Source organism: Alphaproteobacteria bacterium (genome assembly GCA_037200005.1).
Taxonomy (GTDB): domain Bacteria; phylum Pseudomonadota; class Alphaproteobacteria; order UBA9219; family RFNS01; genus JBBCGY01.
Genome location: JBBCGY010000001.1, coordinates 1,428,344 through 1,442,581 on the forward strand (window position 1 = coordinate 1,428,344; position 14,238 = coordinate 1,442,581).

Below are 14,238 nucleotides of genomic sequence, written 5' to 3' on the forward strand. Positions count from 1 at the left end.
CACAGGATTTCATGGGGGCGCAGCATATTCAACATATGTGAGCACCGGAAGCGCAGGAAAGCGTGGTTTGCAGCCCGGCATCATGGCTTTTCAGACGGTCTCTTATTCCTGGAGCAGAGCGATCCATGTCGCTTCGCGGCCTTTGGACGCCGATTGCGCCTTGACCTTGACGCGCTGGCCGCTTTCGATTTCCATGATATTCGCGCGGCGCAGAAGGCTCTTGTGAATGAAGATGTCCTTGTCGCCGTCGTCGGCGGCCACGAAACCGAATCCTTTGTCCGGCTTGAACCATTTGACGGTGCCGGTCACTTCGACTTCTTCGCCGCCGCTGAAATTACCGCCGCCGAAATTGCGCTCATAGCCGCCGTCATGGCCGCCGCCGAAGTTGCGCTCGCGCGCGCCGTCATAAGCGTGATTGTCGCGATTGCTTTGACCTTGATAATCGCGGTTGTTCTGGCCCTGATAATCGCCGCCGCCACCGCTACTCCGGCCATCTGCCTGGCCAGGAAGAATTTCGACGATGCGCGTGACTTGGCGTCCCTTTGCGCCGGGCGCGACCATGCATGACAGCAAAGTGCCATCGGCAATCTGCTGTAGACCCGCGCGATTGAGAACTGAGATATGCAGGAAGGCGTCGCCGCCGCCGTCTTCGGGGGCCACGAAACCGAAGCCCTTCGTCACGTTGAACCATTTAACCGAAACCTTGACCTGGATACCTTCATCCGCAGGCATGGCTTGACTGGGCGCGACAAAACGAGACAAGGCAATATTCCCTTACTTAGTTATTGTTCATAGGGCTCCGGGCACTCGCACTGCAACATTATCTCCGTCCATGACGACAATCAAGCCTTGAGTCGCGAAACTCCTGCGATGCCGAAGTTGTAGAACAAAGATCACAATATATAATAACGCATTGATATGATACGATAAACCGGGAGCGAGGCTGTGATCCCGCGCGATGGGCCCGTTCAAGATTTATTAGGAGGTGGCGGCGAAAATGAGCTTGTGACTTCTTAACGTCGCCATGGCTGCCGATGAAGCGTTCGTTATATTTGTGCCTGAATCTTTTGATCTTGGCTTCGCCATGGCCCGCCATGAGCGCGGATGAGCCGCCGCGCCAAGGCGTCGACGACCGTCTGTGGATGCCGCTCGACTCATACCTGCAAACTAAACCCGGACAAGACGCCATAGCGCCCGCCAGGTCTTCCGCCTCCCTATTGCTTCCGTCTTTGAATGGCAGCAAAGGCCCCGCGATCGCCGCCCCGCCGGTGGCGGAGAAAAATACGCTCGACTTCGCGTCCATGCCGCCGCTCTTTGAACGGCGCAAGCAACAGCCGCCGATGGCGGCGGAAAAGAGCGCGCCGCCCGTCGTGGAAAAGAAACCGGATATCGTGGTGTCATCGTCCGACGCCGAGGCCAGGAAAACGCCTCAGGCTTCGGCAATCGAGAGCGATCGCGCGACGCTCGACGCGCTGCGCGCCGCCGTGAAAGATTTGAATCTCGAGAAAGAGCTGGATTTCATGACCGCGCCGAAAACCAAGCCTGCGCAAAATCCGCCTGCCGCCGGGACGCCGTAAATTTTAAGCTGTCATTTGAAAGCTGGAAGAGTCGGGATCTTCCTTGCGGAACCCCTCGCCGGTCAGACCCGCGCGAAGATAAGCGACGGCGGCGAAAGAAGGCGTCTGCGTTTCCACCTCCCCTTGCGGATCGAGAAACTGCAGAATGACTCCCGCAACCGGATCGACTTGGATACGAGGCGAAGCCTGCGCCTGGCTGTCTTCCGAGGCCGGCGTGGCGCTCGCGCTCTGTTCCGCGGGACGCGAAGCAGCCGGGTCGCTCCGGCTAATCGCCGGGCTAGTGGCCGTAATATTTGAAAGTTCGCCTAGCATGGCTTCACAGCCTCCTTAAGACTGTATCGGTGTCCCGGACAGGGGCCTCAATGCTCACACTCAGTCCACGAACACTGCCATTATGCGCTTAAAACACAGCGCTTATATTTATTCCTAGCCTAAGGATCGCAGAAATTAGTTACGATTTGGTTGACGGCCATCGATCCGGGCGGAAACCCGGAAAAACTCCGGTGCTATATCTCTGAAGAATCAGGAAGAATTGCGGAGGCGCGACGACGCCGAAACCATTTGCTTTCGGCATTTCCTCATAGTATTCAGCCTCGGTATTATCAGGATATTACGGGGGCGGATATGAATAAGCGATTGCCGGACAATTATTCATTGAGACTTCTAGGCCCGCAAACGACCGACGCGGCCAAAATACGCTTCCTCAAATCCCTGCAAACGGATTTGCCCGCCGACCCCCATCTTATCGATCTTGAAACGGCGGAAGCCGTGGCAAAGATAGCCATGGGCAGCGACTTCATGCTTCTTCGTTCGGCAGCCCGTCACGCGCTGGGCGCTATTGCCGCCACCGGCCCCCAATATGGGACATATGTCCTGGGCGTCGTGGCGGACGCCATGAAGGAATGCGGAGACGACAGAGCGGATATCCTCGTCAACACCCATCGCGCCATCCAGACGATTGTCAGGCATTGCCCAAGCGCTGCCGATGCCGATCTGAGAGAGTCGGTCAAAACCGCCAGCCAATCCGATGCCCGCATCGAGGTTCGCGTCGCCGCGACCCGGACTCTGGCCGTCATCGATGAAAACTGCTCCGGCCTCGCGCCCCAGCGGCCCGGCACCGGCACTGCGGCGAGCCGTCCTGAAGCAACGCCACGTTGATTTGATTTCCCGTTATTTACTTTCATCAAATCGGGTTAGTATCCGCATGAACTATTGATCGGAATAATATGAGTAAGATTTTTTCATGGTTTTTGCCGAAGCAGGCCACACAACCCTTCAGCCTCGACAACGGCATGGAGATTTCGGTTTCCCCGGAACGCCTCGCGAAGCTTAGCCGGTTAAACAAGCCGTTTTCGTCATTTGCCAAATACGTCAAGCAATGCGATTTGCCCTGCGCCGTCCTCAAGCTGAACGGCGAGCAGCAACAAGCATTCACCTATAATGAAGCGCTGGGCAGATTTCATGAACACTCCTCATTAGACAGAGAGTCCATTGTTGGTCCCGAGGATAACAGTCCCGCCCTTGCCAGCCTAACACAAAGCTATAGGGAGGTTGCCGCCGAACTCGTCGATGGGCTGGAGTACCCCGACTCACATCGAAAGCCGCTGGTTACATTGCATACAGCCTTTTTGACCCCTATCACCAGCGACGTTCTGCAATTCGATCAGCATGTTTTCAAACAGCGGTGGAACTCTGTAAACCTGGCCTTCACTCAAGATCAGCCGGCTCCCCCCGACGACATCCTTTCAAGTATAGTGCATAACGAACATGCCACCGATGCTGAAAATGAAGACATTCGGCGTTACAAGCCGGACAAGATGATGGCGCGCTACTATATCATACGGATAAAGCCGAAGACGGTTTTCTTGAAAGACAGTATTTTCTTAAGCGCTGAGGGCCGGGCATTGCTGAAAGGTTCTGGCTGCCAAGACAGGATGTCCAAGGAAGATCAGAGGGCGTATCGGCAGCGATTGACCGACAGCAAGTGGTCTTTCCAATCCGAGCCTTGCGAGGTGACATTGTCGACGGATTGGACCCTGCATTTCTCCGGCACCCCGCTCGAACCCATGAAATCCTGCCTGCTGCGGATCGGCGTTAAGCCAGCGCCGTAATTTCTCACGCCGCCTGCGCCACGCGGCCGGAATACTCATTCACATAATCGGTGAAAGCGCGCCGCAACTGCCGGAAAACCGGCCCCTCCATCGTCGTCGGCAGAATGTGATCGTCGATCTGCCGCACCGGAACCATTTCCACCGTGCTGCCGGTCTTGAAGCATTCCGTCGCCCTGGCGAGATCGGCGGGAAAAAGGTCGCATTCCCTGGCCGGAATGCCGTGCCGTTCCGCAAGCGACAAAATCACCTTGCGCGTGACGCCGCGAAGCATGCCGCGCGCGGGCGTCATCAGCACGCCGTCGATCACGCAGAAGAAATTGCTGTGGGTCGGTTGCGTCACATAGCCGTCAGGATGGGTGAAGATGACATCGTCGCAATCGCGGACATGTTTTCTGGCCGCATAAAATCCCAGCATGTAATTCGCCGACTTCACCATCGGCAATTCGCGTGCGAAGGGCACCACTTTCAATCTCTGGCCGCGCTGATAGGCTTCGAGCCCGTAGGGCGCTTCCGGATGCCGCGGCTCAAAATCGTCTTCGACGATCAATAAATGCGGCGTGAAGGCGCGGCAGGCGGCAAAGCTCAGAATATCCGGCTGCATGCATTCGCCGCCGGTCAGATACACCTTGACGACGCTATGGGAAAACCCGTTCTTCGCGACCAATTCGGGAATGATCTGCAGCAGAGCTTCCGCATCGTCGGGGGGAACGACCGACACGATCCCCGCCCCCAGCGCCAGGCGGTCCAGATGATCGTCGAGATGGAACGGGGTTCCGTCATAGACCCGTATCACGTCGGAAATCACGATGCCGCGCGAAAAGCCGAAGTCGGCAGGATCGATTCCCACGGCGCTTCGTTCTACGAACCGGCCATCATAATATGCGTACGCCACTTGCTATTCCTATATCGGCAAATTTGATTCAAGATACACGCAAAACTCGACGGGGAAAACAAATTTTAGGACAAGCGATACTCGTCGATATAATCGGTAAATGCCTTCCGCAAAGCGCTGAAAACCGGGCCTTCCATGGCTGTCGGCAAAATATGCTCGTCAATCTGCCGGATCGGCATTAACTCCTGAGTCGTGCCGGTTTTGAACGCTTCCGTGGCCCTCATCAGATCGGCGGGGGAAATATCCCGCTCCTCGGCCCTGATCCCCTGCCGAAGGGCCAGCGCCAGAATAATCTGCCGCGTCACACCGGGAAACATGCCGCGCGCGGGCGTGCAGAGCGCGCCGTCGATGACGCAGAAAAGATTGCTGCGCGCCGCCTCGGTGACATAGCCGCCGGGATGCGTGAACAAAACATCGTCCCAGCCCTGCCGGGCATGTTCCTGCGCCGCCTGGAAGCTGAAGATGTAACTGGTCGATTTGACCTCCGGCAATTCCCGGACGAAGGGAATCGTTTTCAGCTTCTGCCCCCGGCGATAAGCCTCGATTCCCATCGGCGCGTCGGCATGCTGCGGCTGGAATGGCTCTTCGAGCGCCATCAAATGCGGCGTGAATTCCCGGCAATCGGCAAAGCTCAAGACGCTCGGATGCCCGCATTCTCCCGCCGTAAGATAGAGTCTCAAAATGCTTTGCGAGAAGCCGTTCTTTTTCACCAATTCCCGGAGGGCGGCGTTGAAATCCTTCTGATCCATGGGAAATCCGATGCCGAGGATTTCCGCCCCGCGAGCCAGGCGTTTCACATGATCTTCAAGATGAAACGGCGCGCCGCCATAGACGCGGACGCTGCAATGCACCGTCACCCCGCGCGAAAAGCCGAAATCGGCGATATTGATCGTCAAATCTTCGCGCGAAACGAATTGGCCGTTGTGATAGGCGAAGGACATCGCGGCTTCCACTCTGCTCTATGCCGCCAGAAATCCGCCGAGGCTCACATTGCCCACGGATGCGATGCGGACGTCGGCGATCGTCCCGAAAAGATTCGGCGGCGCTTCGGCATGCACGGACTGCATGGCCGGGCTGCGTCCCAGCAACTGCCCTGCCCGCCTGCCCTTGCGGTCGAACAACACCGGCACTGTGCGGCCGACCGTCGCCTCGTTGAAGGATTTCTGCTGCGCCATCAGCAACGCCTGCAATTCGGCGAGGCGGCGATCTTTCTCATCCTCCGGAACCTGGTTCGGCATCGCCGACGCGGGCGTGCCGGGACGGCGGCTGTATTTGAACGAATAGGCCTGAGCATAGCCGACGTCCCGGACCAACTTCATCGTCGCGGCGAAATCCGCCGCCGTCTCGCCCGGAAACCCGACGATGAAATCCGACGACAGGCCGATCTGCGGCACTGCGGCGCGCAATTTATCGATGACGCGCAAATAATCATCGGCGGTATGGCGGCGGTTCATTGCGGCCAAGATATTATCCGAGCCGCTCTGCACCGGCAGATGCAGGAACGGCATCAGCGCGGGCAGATCGCGGTGAGCGGCGATGAGATCGTCGGTCATTTCCAGGGGATGCGAGGTGGTATAGCGCAGCCGCGCGACGCCGGGGATTTCGGCCAACCGCGCGCACAACTGCGCCAGACTCCATGCCGCGCCGTCCGGCCCCGCGCCATGATAGGCGTTGACATTCTGGCCGAGCAGCGTGATTTCGACCGCGCCGTTCGCGGCCATTCTCTCGGCCTCCGCGATGATGCTCTCGACGGGGCGGGAATATTCCGCGCCGCGCGTATAGGGCACGACGCAAAAGCTGCAAAACTTGTCGCAGCCTTCCTGCACCGAAAGAAATGCCGCGGGAGCGGAATTCCTTGCCTCGGGCAGGAAATCGAATTTGCTCTCGACGGGAAAATCCGTGTTCAGCACATGACCCGCGCTGCGTTCGGCGCGGGCGATCATTTCCGGCAGCTGGTGATAAGTCTGCGGGCCGAAGACCATCGAGACATAAGGCGCGCGGCGCTGAATTTCTGCGCCTTCCGCTTGCGCCACGCAGCCCGCGACGGCGATCGTCATGCGCTTGCCCGCCTGCGCCATGTCCTGCTGCGTTTCGTGCAACCGGCCGAGTTCCGAGAACAGCTTCTCGGTCGCCTTCTCGCGAATGTGGCAGGTATTGAGGATCACGAGATCGGCAGCGGATGCATTGTCGGTCGCGGCATAGCCGAGCGGCGCGAGCACGTCCACCATCCGGGCGCTGTCATAGACATTCATCTGGCAGCCCCAGCTTTTGACATGCACCTGCTTCATGACTGCACTGTCTCCGGCCGCGACGCGGCGAGCGCCTTTTTTGGCGACGCGGATTCTATCGCCAGAGAAATCTCACGCCCGGCCAGCGCCCGCTCGACGCCGCTGCGCACCATCCGGGTGCAATGCTCCGCCAATTGCTTGCGGTCCTTGAAATCGGTATTGGCGACCGTCGGATGGAACTCGACAATCACGGCCATGCGCCCAAGCTTCAGCATCGGCCAGCCATGGCCTCCCATCGTCATATTGCCGTACCAGGCGTAAAGCGGACGCAGCGTGCGCCCCATCGGCAGGCCGTCGAGGCCCACGGCGGTGATCGACACCGGCTGGATATAGATAGGCTTGCCGTCCGGCAGCGGCTTCTGAACCGTGGCGAACAGGCTGCTGCGGAACGGCAGCACATGACAGCCGTCGGTCGATGTGCCTTCGGCGAACAGCATCAGATTCTGGCCTTCTTCCAGCCGTGCGCGCATCACGTCGCGCTGGCCCGCGACCTGGGTGACGCTGCGCTGGATGAAGAGCGTCCTCTGCAGCTTGCACAGCGCGCCTAATACCGGCCAGCCTTCGATCTCGGCCTTGGCGATGAACGAGCCGGTGACGATCGATCCGAGCACCGGAATATCGAGATAGGAGGTATGATTGGCGACGAACAAGGTCGGCGCCTTATCCGAAACCTCGCCGCGCTGGATCACCCGGATGCCGAGAATTCTGCGAACGGTGTCATGGAAAAAACGCGCCCCGCGGAAATAAAACCTGTTGCTAAACCAAAGCAGGGGAGTCTGGTATAAAAAAGTCAGGCCGAACCATCCCGCCAGCAGCGCCATCTTGACCGCGCCGCGCAACGTGGAACCGTAGGGCTTTCCGTACCCGGTCATCAGGCTCGAGGCTGCCATGGAACCTAGACCTGAACGCCGCGCGTGCGCTTCTCGTAATGCTTCATATAGCGGTCGGCCATCAGGTCGGTCTTGACGATGATGCAGACATCGGTCGAGTTCCACTGGTAATCGACGACCGCGCCATCGCCGACATAAGCGCCGACGCGCAAATATCCTTTAATCAGCGGCGGCAGATTGTTGCCGCCGAGCCGGGGATCGAATTTCACCTGATCCATGCCTTGCGCCGCGTTCACCGCCTCGGGCGGCAGGAGCCGCATATCCACATAGCGCTCCGGCAGCGCCTTGGGCCGCAGCCCCGGCGGCGCGAGATGATGATAATAAAGATAGGTCAGCGCCTCCTTGTGCGCCGCCGGGTCGCTTCCCGGCAAGCTCGCGCAGCCGAACATCAGCTTGATGTCGTACTGGAACACATAAGCGGCCAGCCCGCTCCACATCAATTGCAGCGTATGCCGGGTACGGTGTTCCGTCGCCACGCAGGAGCGCCCCAATTCCAGCACTTCGCCCGGATAATCGATAAGGCAGGTGATGTCGTATTCGTCGCTCGAATAAAATTTGCCGTTCTTCTTGGCGGCCTCGCGCCGGATCAGGCGATAGGTGCCGACGACCTGATCGTCCTCAGGGCGCGAATGGTCGACTACCAGCAGATGCTCGCAATTATCGTCCATGGGATCGAAATCGCGCTTGGCAGCCGCTATTTCCGGGCTGGCCTGGGCGTTCATTTCTTCGTAAAAGACGCGGTAGCGCAAAGCCTGCACGGCATGAACATCAGCCTGGTTTCGCGCCAGGCGAACTTCCAGCGAGCCAAGACGCAGATCATTCGGCGCATTGCCAGTATCAGGGGTCATGGGAAACCTATCTCCGCCAACTCAAAAACTGAGCCGGATATAGCATGTTTTATTGGCGGCATCCAAGCGGATTGGAAATGAGCGCTTCTGCAGGTTGAGAAGCCCGCTAACCCCGCAATTAGGCAGCTTTTTCCTTAACATTGGCCCGGCGCGGGGTACGCCCTAACCCGATTTGCTTGGCAAGCTTGCTGCGCTGCTTGGCGTAACTGGGCGCGACCATCGGATAATCCGGAGGCAAGCCCCAGCGCTCGCGGTATTGCTCCGGCGTCATGCCATAGGACGTCTTCAAATGCCGCTTGAGCATTTTCAGCTTTTTGCCGTCCTCGAGGCAGATGATATATTCGGCAAACACCGAACGGCGCGGCGATACCGCCGGTTCCGGCTTCTGCTTCTCGGCGGGAGGCATCGTCTGCCCCACCCGCGCCAGACTCTGATACACCGCGTTGATAAGAGGCGGCAAATTATCGGCGCTCACATTGTTATGGCCGACATGGGCCGCGACGATCTGGCTGGTCAGGTGCAGCAATTTATCCTGATACGTTTCGGTCATGACATTCATCCAAGTGCTTATGGAATCAATTTACTTGCCTCTAAAGTAAATCTTTGGGGTTATTTTGCAAGTATTTTCTTGCAGGCAAGTAATTACGGGCGATTGATCTTGAATTCCATCAAGACCGCAGCGATAGAGGCGTCTTCCCGCTCATAATAGCCGGGACGAATGCCCATCTTTTCAAAGCCGAAGCCTGTATAAAGCCGCCGGGCGGCAGTATTGTCGGCGGCGACCTCAAGGACGATGCGGCGGCTGTTCCGGCTTTTGGCGGCATCATAGAGCGCCTGGAGCAGATGGCCCCCATGGCCGCGCCTCTGCCATGGCCCGGCGACGGCGAAGGTCATGATCTCGCATTCGTCTCCAATCTGCTGGCATAAGGCGAAACCGATGGCCTGGCCATCGGATGTAAGCTTCAAGCCCCAGGCGCTTTCATGGGCGATGCTGGCCCCCAGCATGGATTCGCTCCAGGCGTGGGAGCCGAAAGCGGCCTGATGGATCGAAGACAGCGCGACGGTATCCTCGACCGTCACCGGCACGGCGGCGATCATGGCATGGCCGCTTCCTCGGCGGGCGGAACCGGGCCGCAACTGACGTCCGGAGGCCGCAGATAAAGCGGCAAAGCGCGCCAGGCCGGATCGCCGGGGTCGGCTTCCGCGGCCGTCAGCGCGGCATGGACGGCCTCACTCTGTTGAAGCGTCAAACGGCGGGCCAGCCCCAGCCCTGCCGCGCCATCGCCGGTTACGGCCACTGCCTGCCGGTCATAAGAAGCCAGTTGCTCCGGTGTAGCCAGGAACGGCTCGCCTGCTTCTCCAGCCTGCGGAAAAAACCGGCAAAATAATTCGCGGCGTTTGGAATCGACGACGACCAGCAAATCTCCGTCCGGCGCAATCGCGTCGCGGTAGAGGCTGAAACGGTCGACGCCCACGACGGGGATGCCAAGCGCGAGCCCGAGTCCCCGCGCCGCCGCCAGGCCAATGCGAATGCCGGTGAAGCTGCCGGGGCCACGCGTGACGGCGATCCGCTCAAGCGCGGAAAAATCCGCGCCCGCCTCGCGCAAAACATCTTCGATCAGGGGAATGAGCCGCGCATCCTGGCCGCGCGGCATGATTTCCTGCCGCTCGGCCACGACTTTGCCATCACGCACCAGCGCAACGCCGCATCCGGCGGCGGAAGTGTCTATGGAAAGAATGAGCATCGCTTAAGATGCGGCTTGCCGCACTTCGGTCACTTCCGGGATATAATGCCGCAGCATGTTCTCGATGCCGGTCTTGAGCGTCGCCGACGAGCTGGGACAGCCCGCGCATGCGCCTTGCATGTGCAGATAGACGACGCCGTCCTCGAATTTATCGAACACGATATCGCCGCCATCCTGCGCGACCGCCGGGCGGATTTTATAATCCAGGATTTCCTTGATCTGCGTGACGATATCGCTGTCCGCCGCGCCGCCGGGCGCTTCGACCGCCGCGCTGCCTTCGTTCACCACCGGCCTGCCCGACGTGAAATGATCCATGATCGTGCCGAGAACGACGGGCTTCAGCGCGGGCCAGTCCTGACCCTCGCCCTTGGTGACGGTGACGAAATCGCGGCCCAGAAACACCCCTGCCACGCCGCCGACGGCGAACAGGCTTTCGGCCAGCGGCGATACGCCCGCGCCTGACGCGTCGCGGAAATCGCGCGTGCCCGCCGCGCCCATGACCTCCCGCCCCGGCAAAAACTTCAAAGTCGCGGGATTGGGGGTCTCTTCGGTTTGAATAAACATAACAGCCTCTCTTTCGGGGGTATTATCCCGGCTATACTGCGAAAAGGTCAAGCTTGTTGAATAAATGCCGTGATTACTTTCATCATTAGGCATTATAATCCCGTCTATTAGGATAGCAAAATATGAACCGCGCCGAAATTGCAGCAAAGATATTTAGAGTGGCTTTCGACAAGCTGCCCGGCGGCGATCCACGCGCGGATCATGACGCGGTAGCCGCCCTCGGCAACTGCTTCCTCCCTTTGTTCCTCAATGGTGACCAGGACATTCTCGCCCCATCGCGGGATATTTGGGCTAACTGGCTGCAACAGGCGGAAGAAGCGAACGTCGTTCTTCCCTACCAAACTCCTCAAGAGCGTTTTTCGGGCAAATTCCCCTCTTATTTGGAATCCGAAGCCCAGATCATCGAACATATTCTTTTCGCCCCTCTCCAAGGCTTTAAACCGGACGCGCAGCCGGTATTGCTCGACACGATGGGATTGCCGGTGCTTCTCGACACACTTGGCCCGCCGGGCGGCGAAAAAAGCACGCTGCTGCGGCGTATCCAGGCGGCGGAACTGCCCCACTCCATTCTCTCCGATCCCGATGAGGGCGTGCTGGAAAATCTGGGCCCCTATCGGCTGGCGCGCGCCGTCAAGAAACTGGACGAAGGACGCCGCGGGCTTGAAAAGCTCCAGGGCCTGCCTCCCGCGAAATATATCGGGATCAGAAATCTATGGCGCGAGCCGCCCTATAATACGTTCCGCGCCGCTTCCAATGCCACCAATACGCAAGTCACCGGCAAGGCGGTCGCGGAAGGCCAGTCCGTCGCTTTCGGCTGGACGGGGATCAAGGGCTACGGCCTCGATGTCCTGATCAAGCAAGGCTACATCCCCGCCGGATACCGGCAAGATTCCCTCGTGACATTCGCCGACCTGGAAACCTCCCAAACCCTCGAAGGCTATCGCGAGCGGCCCGCGTCGCCGGTCGATTTCGTCAATAAGCGGATCGATTACATCCTGGCGCTTCCCGAAACGCTGCCGATCGCCGACCGGGCGCGGCTCTTCGCGGTTCGCCTCAATCAGGAGCCGCTGCTGGCCGCGACGTTGAATCCGAAACTCGGCATCCGCGATACCGTTCCCGACGGCGTTCAGGCGATACGCAAGATTCTTGAAAAAGAACAGACGCGGCTCGATCAAACGAAAGATGAGCGGGCGGGCAAGTTCGCGTCGATCCGCGCATGGCTGGAGACGGAAGCCTTCGGGCCAAGCCTTCCGGGCCGGTCTTTGTCGCGGCCCGATCCCAAGCCCACGCCCTAAACCGCGCGCACTTCCCCGCCATGGACGTGGAAAAACTGCGCCTTGCCGTCCAGCGGCGCGAACAAATCGCGGTCGGTGCCGCTGATCCAGAACTGGCATCCGGTCGCGAGCAGCCAGTCGTAAAGCGCCGCGCGCCGCATTTCATCCAGATGCGCCGCGATATCGTCCAGCAGCAGAAGCGGCGCGATGCCGCGCCAATGCCGCAGCAGTTGCGCATGGCACAGCATGACGGTCACCAGCAGCGCCTTTTGCTCGCCGGTCGAGCATAATTCGGACGGCAAATTCTTGGGGCGATGCACGACCCGCAGATCGCTGCGATGCGGGCCGATGCTGCTGACGCCGGACTGCCGGTCGGCGCTGCGCGCGGCGGCCAGCCTGGCGCGCATGACTTCCTCGGCGACCAGCGCGGAATTTTGCTCCAGCTCCTGCTCCGCCATGCCCTCGAGCCGCAGGACAGCCGCCGGAAAAGCGCCCGTGACATCCTCCATCTGCCGGTTGAGATTCTCGGTCATCTGCAGGCGCGCGGCGGCGATGGCGATGCCGCTCTTGGCGATCTCATCCTCCAGCGCGTTCAGCCATGCGGGTTCCTGCGGCCCGTCATGCAGCACGCGCAGCCGCTCGCGCACCGCGCGCTCGTAACGGGTGACGCGGCCCGCATGAGCGGGATCGAAGCCGAACACCAGCCGGTCGAGAAATTTCCGCCGCGCGCTTTGCCCCTCGGCCAGAATGCGGTCGAGTTCCGGCGTGATCCACAGCATGCTCAATTGTTCGCTCAGCACCGCCTGGCTCTTGGCGGGCTTGCCGTCGGCGCGCACCAGGCGGCGCGGGATCGATCCCGCCGCTTCGGGATCGAGGCCGGTGGCAAGCGTGGTAAAGCCGAGCGGGCTTTTGATCTCCGCCACGACGGCCCAGGGTTCATCCACGGCGCGGCATTGCAAATCGGCCAGCGCGGCGCGGCGCAAACCGCGCCCCGGCGCGAGCAGGCTGATCGCTTCGAGAATATTGGTCTTGCCGCCGCCATTAGGCCCGGCCAGAACCACCGGCTCCGGCGCGCACTCCATCTTCAGCGCGGGGTAACTCCGGAACGCCGTCAGCACCAAACGGCAAAGATGATAGGCGCTGCTCTCCGTCACGGCAGCGCGGGTGGAGGAACGTAAGTATAAGGTTTCGCTACCGGCATGAAAATGCTGCGATCAGGATCATATTTGGCAATGATGCGATCGATCTCGCCGGAATTCATCAACTCCGTCAAAGCGCTATCGATCGTGCGGGTGAGATTATTCTCGCCTATCGCCATGCCCATGGAATTGGGGAAAACCTGAAACGGCTCCTTCGTCACCTGGCGCAGCGTACCCGGATTCTTGGAGGCATAATCTTTCGCCAGACCCGGCTCGTTGAAAACGCCATCGGCCTTGCCGGTGGCCACGTTCATGAAAAGCTGGGTGATGTCGGCCAATTCGGGTATAGAAAGCTCGGCGGCTTTCGGAAAGAACCGCTTTGCCGTCATCTGCGAAACTTCTCCATCCATCGTGGCCAGCTTGTACTCCGGCGCGTTCAATTTCTGAAGGTTGTCATCAAAACGGGTATCTCCTGCGCGCACATAAAAATGCAAAGCGCTGTATGTCAGCGGGAGAGTGTAATTCAGAAATTCCGCTTTTTCAGCGCTGACCCAGAGCGGCGCGCACATGACGTCGAACCTACCAGTACGGAGGCTTTCGATATAGCTGCTCCAGCCCACCTCCTCCGCCCACTCCAGCTTCAGGTGCAAGCCGTCAGCCACTTTCTCCGCGATCTCAGCGAAGATGCCGCCGACTTTCCCGGTGTTCACGTCCTTGGTGAGCATGTAGGGTGGCCATAGCGCATAACCGCAACGCAGAGTCTTGGTCCGCATCACGCGGTCATAGGCGGATTCTTTGGTCGGCGCGGCAGCAGGCGTGACAGCGGCAGGGCGCTCAAGAAAATATACGGCAGCAAGACTGAGCGCGACGGACAAAATGATCGTGAGAAATTGTTTCATATCATTTCTTC

General features: G+C 59.5%; 17 protein-coding genes. 4 read left to right on the forward strand and 13 right to left on the reverse strand.

The window, feature by feature from the left end:
- Nucleotides 1–102: 102 nt before the first annotated feature.
- Nucleotides 103–762, reverse strand: coding sequence for a cold shock domain-containing protein (locus tag WDO70_07430; GenBank protein ID MEJ0063021.1), 660 nt, complete (start codon nt 760–762; stop codon nt 103–105).
- Between the two features lie 272 nt (nt 763–1,034).
- Here WDO70_07430 and WDO70_07435 point away from each other — a divergent pair, with 272 nt between their 5' ends.
- Nucleotides 1,035–1,577 (forward strand): hypothetical protein, encoded by a 543-nt coding sequence (locus WDO70_07435; GenBank protein MEJ0063022.1) that lies wholly within the window; start codon nt 1,035–1,037, stop codon nt 1,575–1,577.
- A 3-nt stretch (nt 1,578–1,580) separates the two neighbouring features.
- On the opposite strand, the gene WDO70_07440 is transcribed toward WDO70_07435, so the two are convergent.
- The gene (locus tag WDO70_07440) at nt 1,581–1,889 is read right to left on the reverse strand and encodes a hypothetical protein (protein ID MEJ0063023.1); all 309 of its coding nucleotides are present in this window, start codon (nt 1,887–1,889) and stop codon (nt 1,581–1,583) included.
- 312 nt (nt 1,890–2,201) lie between these two features.
- Here WDO70_07440 and WDO70_07445 point away from each other — a divergent pair, with 312 nt between their 5' ends.
- Together WDO70_07445 and WDO70_07450 are read left to right on the forward strand one after the other, a co-directional pair.
- The gene (locus WDO70_07445; GenBank protein ID MEJ0063024.1) at nt 2,202–2,735 is read left to right on the forward strand and encodes a hypothetical protein; all 534 of its coding nucleotides are present in this window, start codon (nt 2,202–2,204) and stop codon (nt 2,733–2,735) included.
- A gap of 68 nt (nt 2,736–2,803) precedes the next feature.
- Nucleotides 2,804–3,688 (forward strand): hypothetical protein, encoded by an 885-nt coding sequence (locus WDO70_07450; GenBank protein ID MEJ0063025.1) that lies wholly within the window; start codon nt 2,804–2,806, stop codon nt 3,686–3,688.
- 4 nt (nt 3,689–3,692) lie between these two features.
- On the opposite strand, the gene WDO70_07455 is transcribed toward WDO70_07450, so the two are convergent.
- The 9 genes from WDO70_07455 to WDO70_07495 form a co-directional block, all read right to left on the reverse strand.
- Complete coding sequence (locus WDO70_07455) at nt 3,693–4,580, reverse strand: aminotransferase class IV (protein ID MEJ0063026.1); 888 nt, start codon at nt 4,578–4,580, stop codon at nt 3,693–3,695.
- A 65-nt stretch (nt 4,581–4,645) separates the two neighbouring features.
- Nucleotides 4,646–5,521 (reverse strand): aminotransferase class IV, encoded by an 876-nt coding sequence (locus tag WDO70_07460; protein MEJ0063027.1) that lies wholly within the window; start codon nt 5,519–5,521, stop codon nt 4,646–4,648.
- Between the two features lie 18 nt (nt 5,522–5,539).
- The gene (miaB, locus tag WDO70_07465) at nt 5,540–6,868 is read right to left on the reverse strand and encodes a tRNA (N6-isopentenyl adenosine(37)-C2)-methylthiotransferase MiaB (GenBank protein MEJ0063028.1); all 1,329 of its coding nucleotides are present in this window, start codon (nt 6,866–6,868) and stop codon (nt 5,540–5,542) included.
- Complete coding sequence (locus WDO70_07470) at nt 6,865–7,758, reverse strand: lysophospholipid acyltransferase family protein (GenBank protein MEJ0063029.1); 894 nt, start codon at nt 7,756–7,758, stop codon at nt 6,865–6,867. The genes miaB and WDO70_07470 overlap by 4 nt, the downstream gene beginning before the upstream one ends.
- 5 nt (nt 7,759–7,763) lie before the next feature.
- Nucleotides 7,764–8,606: a GNAT family N-acyltransferase gene (locus WDO70_07475; GenBank protein ID MEJ0063030.1), complete on the reverse strand. Its 843-nt coding sequence runs from the start codon at nt 8,604–8,606 to the stop codon at nt 7,764–7,766.
- Between the two features lie 118 nt (nt 8,607–8,724).
- Nucleotides 8,725–9,156, reverse strand: coding sequence for a MucR family transcriptional regulator (locus WDO70_07480; protein MEJ0063031.1), 432 nt, complete (start codon nt 9,154–9,156; stop codon nt 8,725–8,727).
- A 92-nt stretch (nt 9,157–9,248) separates the two neighbouring features.
- Nucleotides 9,249–9,704 carry a ribosomal protein S18-alanine N-acetyltransferase gene (gene rimI, locus WDO70_07485; protein MEJ0063032.1) on the reverse strand — a complete coding sequence of 152 codons (456 nt, stop codon included), beginning with the start codon at nt 9,702–9,704 and terminating at the stop codon, nt 9,249–9,251.
- On the reverse strand, nt 9,701–10,351 hold the full coding sequence (gene tsaB, locus WDO70_07490; GenBank protein MEJ0063033.1) for a tRNA (adenosine(37)-N6)-threonylcarbamoyltransferase complex dimerization subunit type 1 TsaB: 651 nt from the start codon (nt 10,349–10,351) through the stop codon (nt 9,701–9,703). Before tsaB ends, rimI begins: the two co-directional genes overlap by 4 nt.
- A gap of 3 nt (nt 10,352–10,354) precedes the next feature.
- Nucleotides 10,355–10,915, reverse strand: a complete 561-nt coding sequence (locus WDO70_07495; protein MEJ0063034.1) for a NifU family protein — start codon at nt 10,913–10,915, stop codon at nt 10,355–10,357.
- Nucleotides 10,916–11,037: 122 nt separating this feature from the next.
- Here WDO70_07495 and WDO70_07500 point away from each other — a divergent pair, with 122 nt between their 5' ends.
- Nucleotides 11,038–12,210, forward strand: a complete 1,173-nt coding sequence (locus WDO70_07500; protein ID MEJ0063035.1) for a hypothetical protein — start codon at nt 11,038–11,040, stop codon at nt 12,208–12,210.
- Here the strand turns inward: WDO70_07500 and recF are convergent.
- Nucleotides 12,207–13,343, reverse strand: coding sequence for a DNA replication/repair protein RecF (recF, locus tag WDO70_07505; protein MEJ0063036.1), 1,137 nt, complete (start codon nt 13,341–13,343; stop codon nt 12,207–12,209). The two genes, WDO70_07500 and recF, sit on opposite strands and share 4 nt — an antisense overlap.
- A complete protein-coding gene (locus WDO70_07510) occupies nt 13,340–14,227 on the reverse strand; it encodes a transporter substrate-binding domain-containing protein (protein ID MEJ0063037.1) in 888 nt (295 codons plus the stop codon). The genes recF and WDO70_07510 overlap by 4 nt, the downstream gene beginning before the upstream one ends.
- Nucleotides 14,228–14,238 lie beyond the last annotated feature (11 nt).

Bases quoted from the DNA above. Each gene is read 5' to 3' on its own strand.
- rimI (MEJ0063032.1), bottom strand. From the start codon at position 9,704: ATGATCGCCGCCGTGCCGGTGACGGTCGAGGATACCGTCGCGCTGTCT.
- tsaB (MEJ0063033.1), bottom strand. From the start codon at position 10,351: ATGCTCATTCTTTCCATAGACACTTCCGCCGCCGGATGCGGCGTTGCG.
- WDO70_07435 (MEJ0063022.1), top strand. From the start codon at position 1,035: ATGAAGCGTTCGTTATATTTGTGCCTGAATCTTTTGATCTTGGCTTCG.
- WDO70_07440 (MEJ0063023.1), bottom strand. From the start codon at position 1,889: ATGCTAGGCGAACTTTCAAATATTACGGCCACTAGCCCGGCGATTAGC.
- WDO70_07470 (MEJ0063029.1), bottom strand. From the start codon at position 7,758: ATGGCAGCCTCGAGCCTGATGACCGGGTACGGAAAGCCCTACGGTTCC.
- WDO70_07445 (MEJ0063024.1), top strand. From the start codon at position 2,202: ATGAATAAGCGATTGCCGGACAATTATTCATTGAGACTTCTAGGCCCG.
- WDO70_07475 (MEJ0063030.1), bottom strand. From the start codon at position 8,606: ATGACCCCTGATACTGGCAATGCGCCGAATGATCTGCGTCTTGGCTCG.
- WDO70_07480 (MEJ0063031.1), bottom strand. From the start codon at position 9,156: ATGACCGAAACGTATCAGGATAAATTGCTGCACCTGACCAGCCAGATC.
- WDO70_07495 (MEJ0063034.1), bottom strand. From the start codon at position 10,915: ATGTTTATTCAAACCGAAGAGACCCCCAATCCCGCGACTTTGAAGTTT.
- WDO70_07450 (MEJ0063025.1), top strand. From the start codon at position 2,804: ATGAGTAAGATTTTTTCATGGTTTTTGCCGAAGCAGGCCACACAACCC.
- miaB (MEJ0063028.1), bottom strand. From the start codon at position 6,868: ATGAAGCAGGTGCATGTCAAAAGCTGGGGCTGCCAGATGAATGTCTAT.
- WDO70_07460 (MEJ0063027.1), bottom strand. From the start codon at position 5,521: ATGTCCTTCGCCTATCACAACGGCCAATTCGTTTCGCGCGAAGATTTG.
- WDO70_07500 (MEJ0063035.1), top strand. From the start codon at position 11,038: ATGAACCGCGCCGAAATTGCAGCAAAGATATTTAGAGTGGCTTTCGAC.
- WDO70_07510 (MEJ0063037.1), bottom strand. From the start codon at position 14,227: ATGAAACAATTTCTCACGATCATTTTGTCCGTCGCGCTCAGTCTTGCT.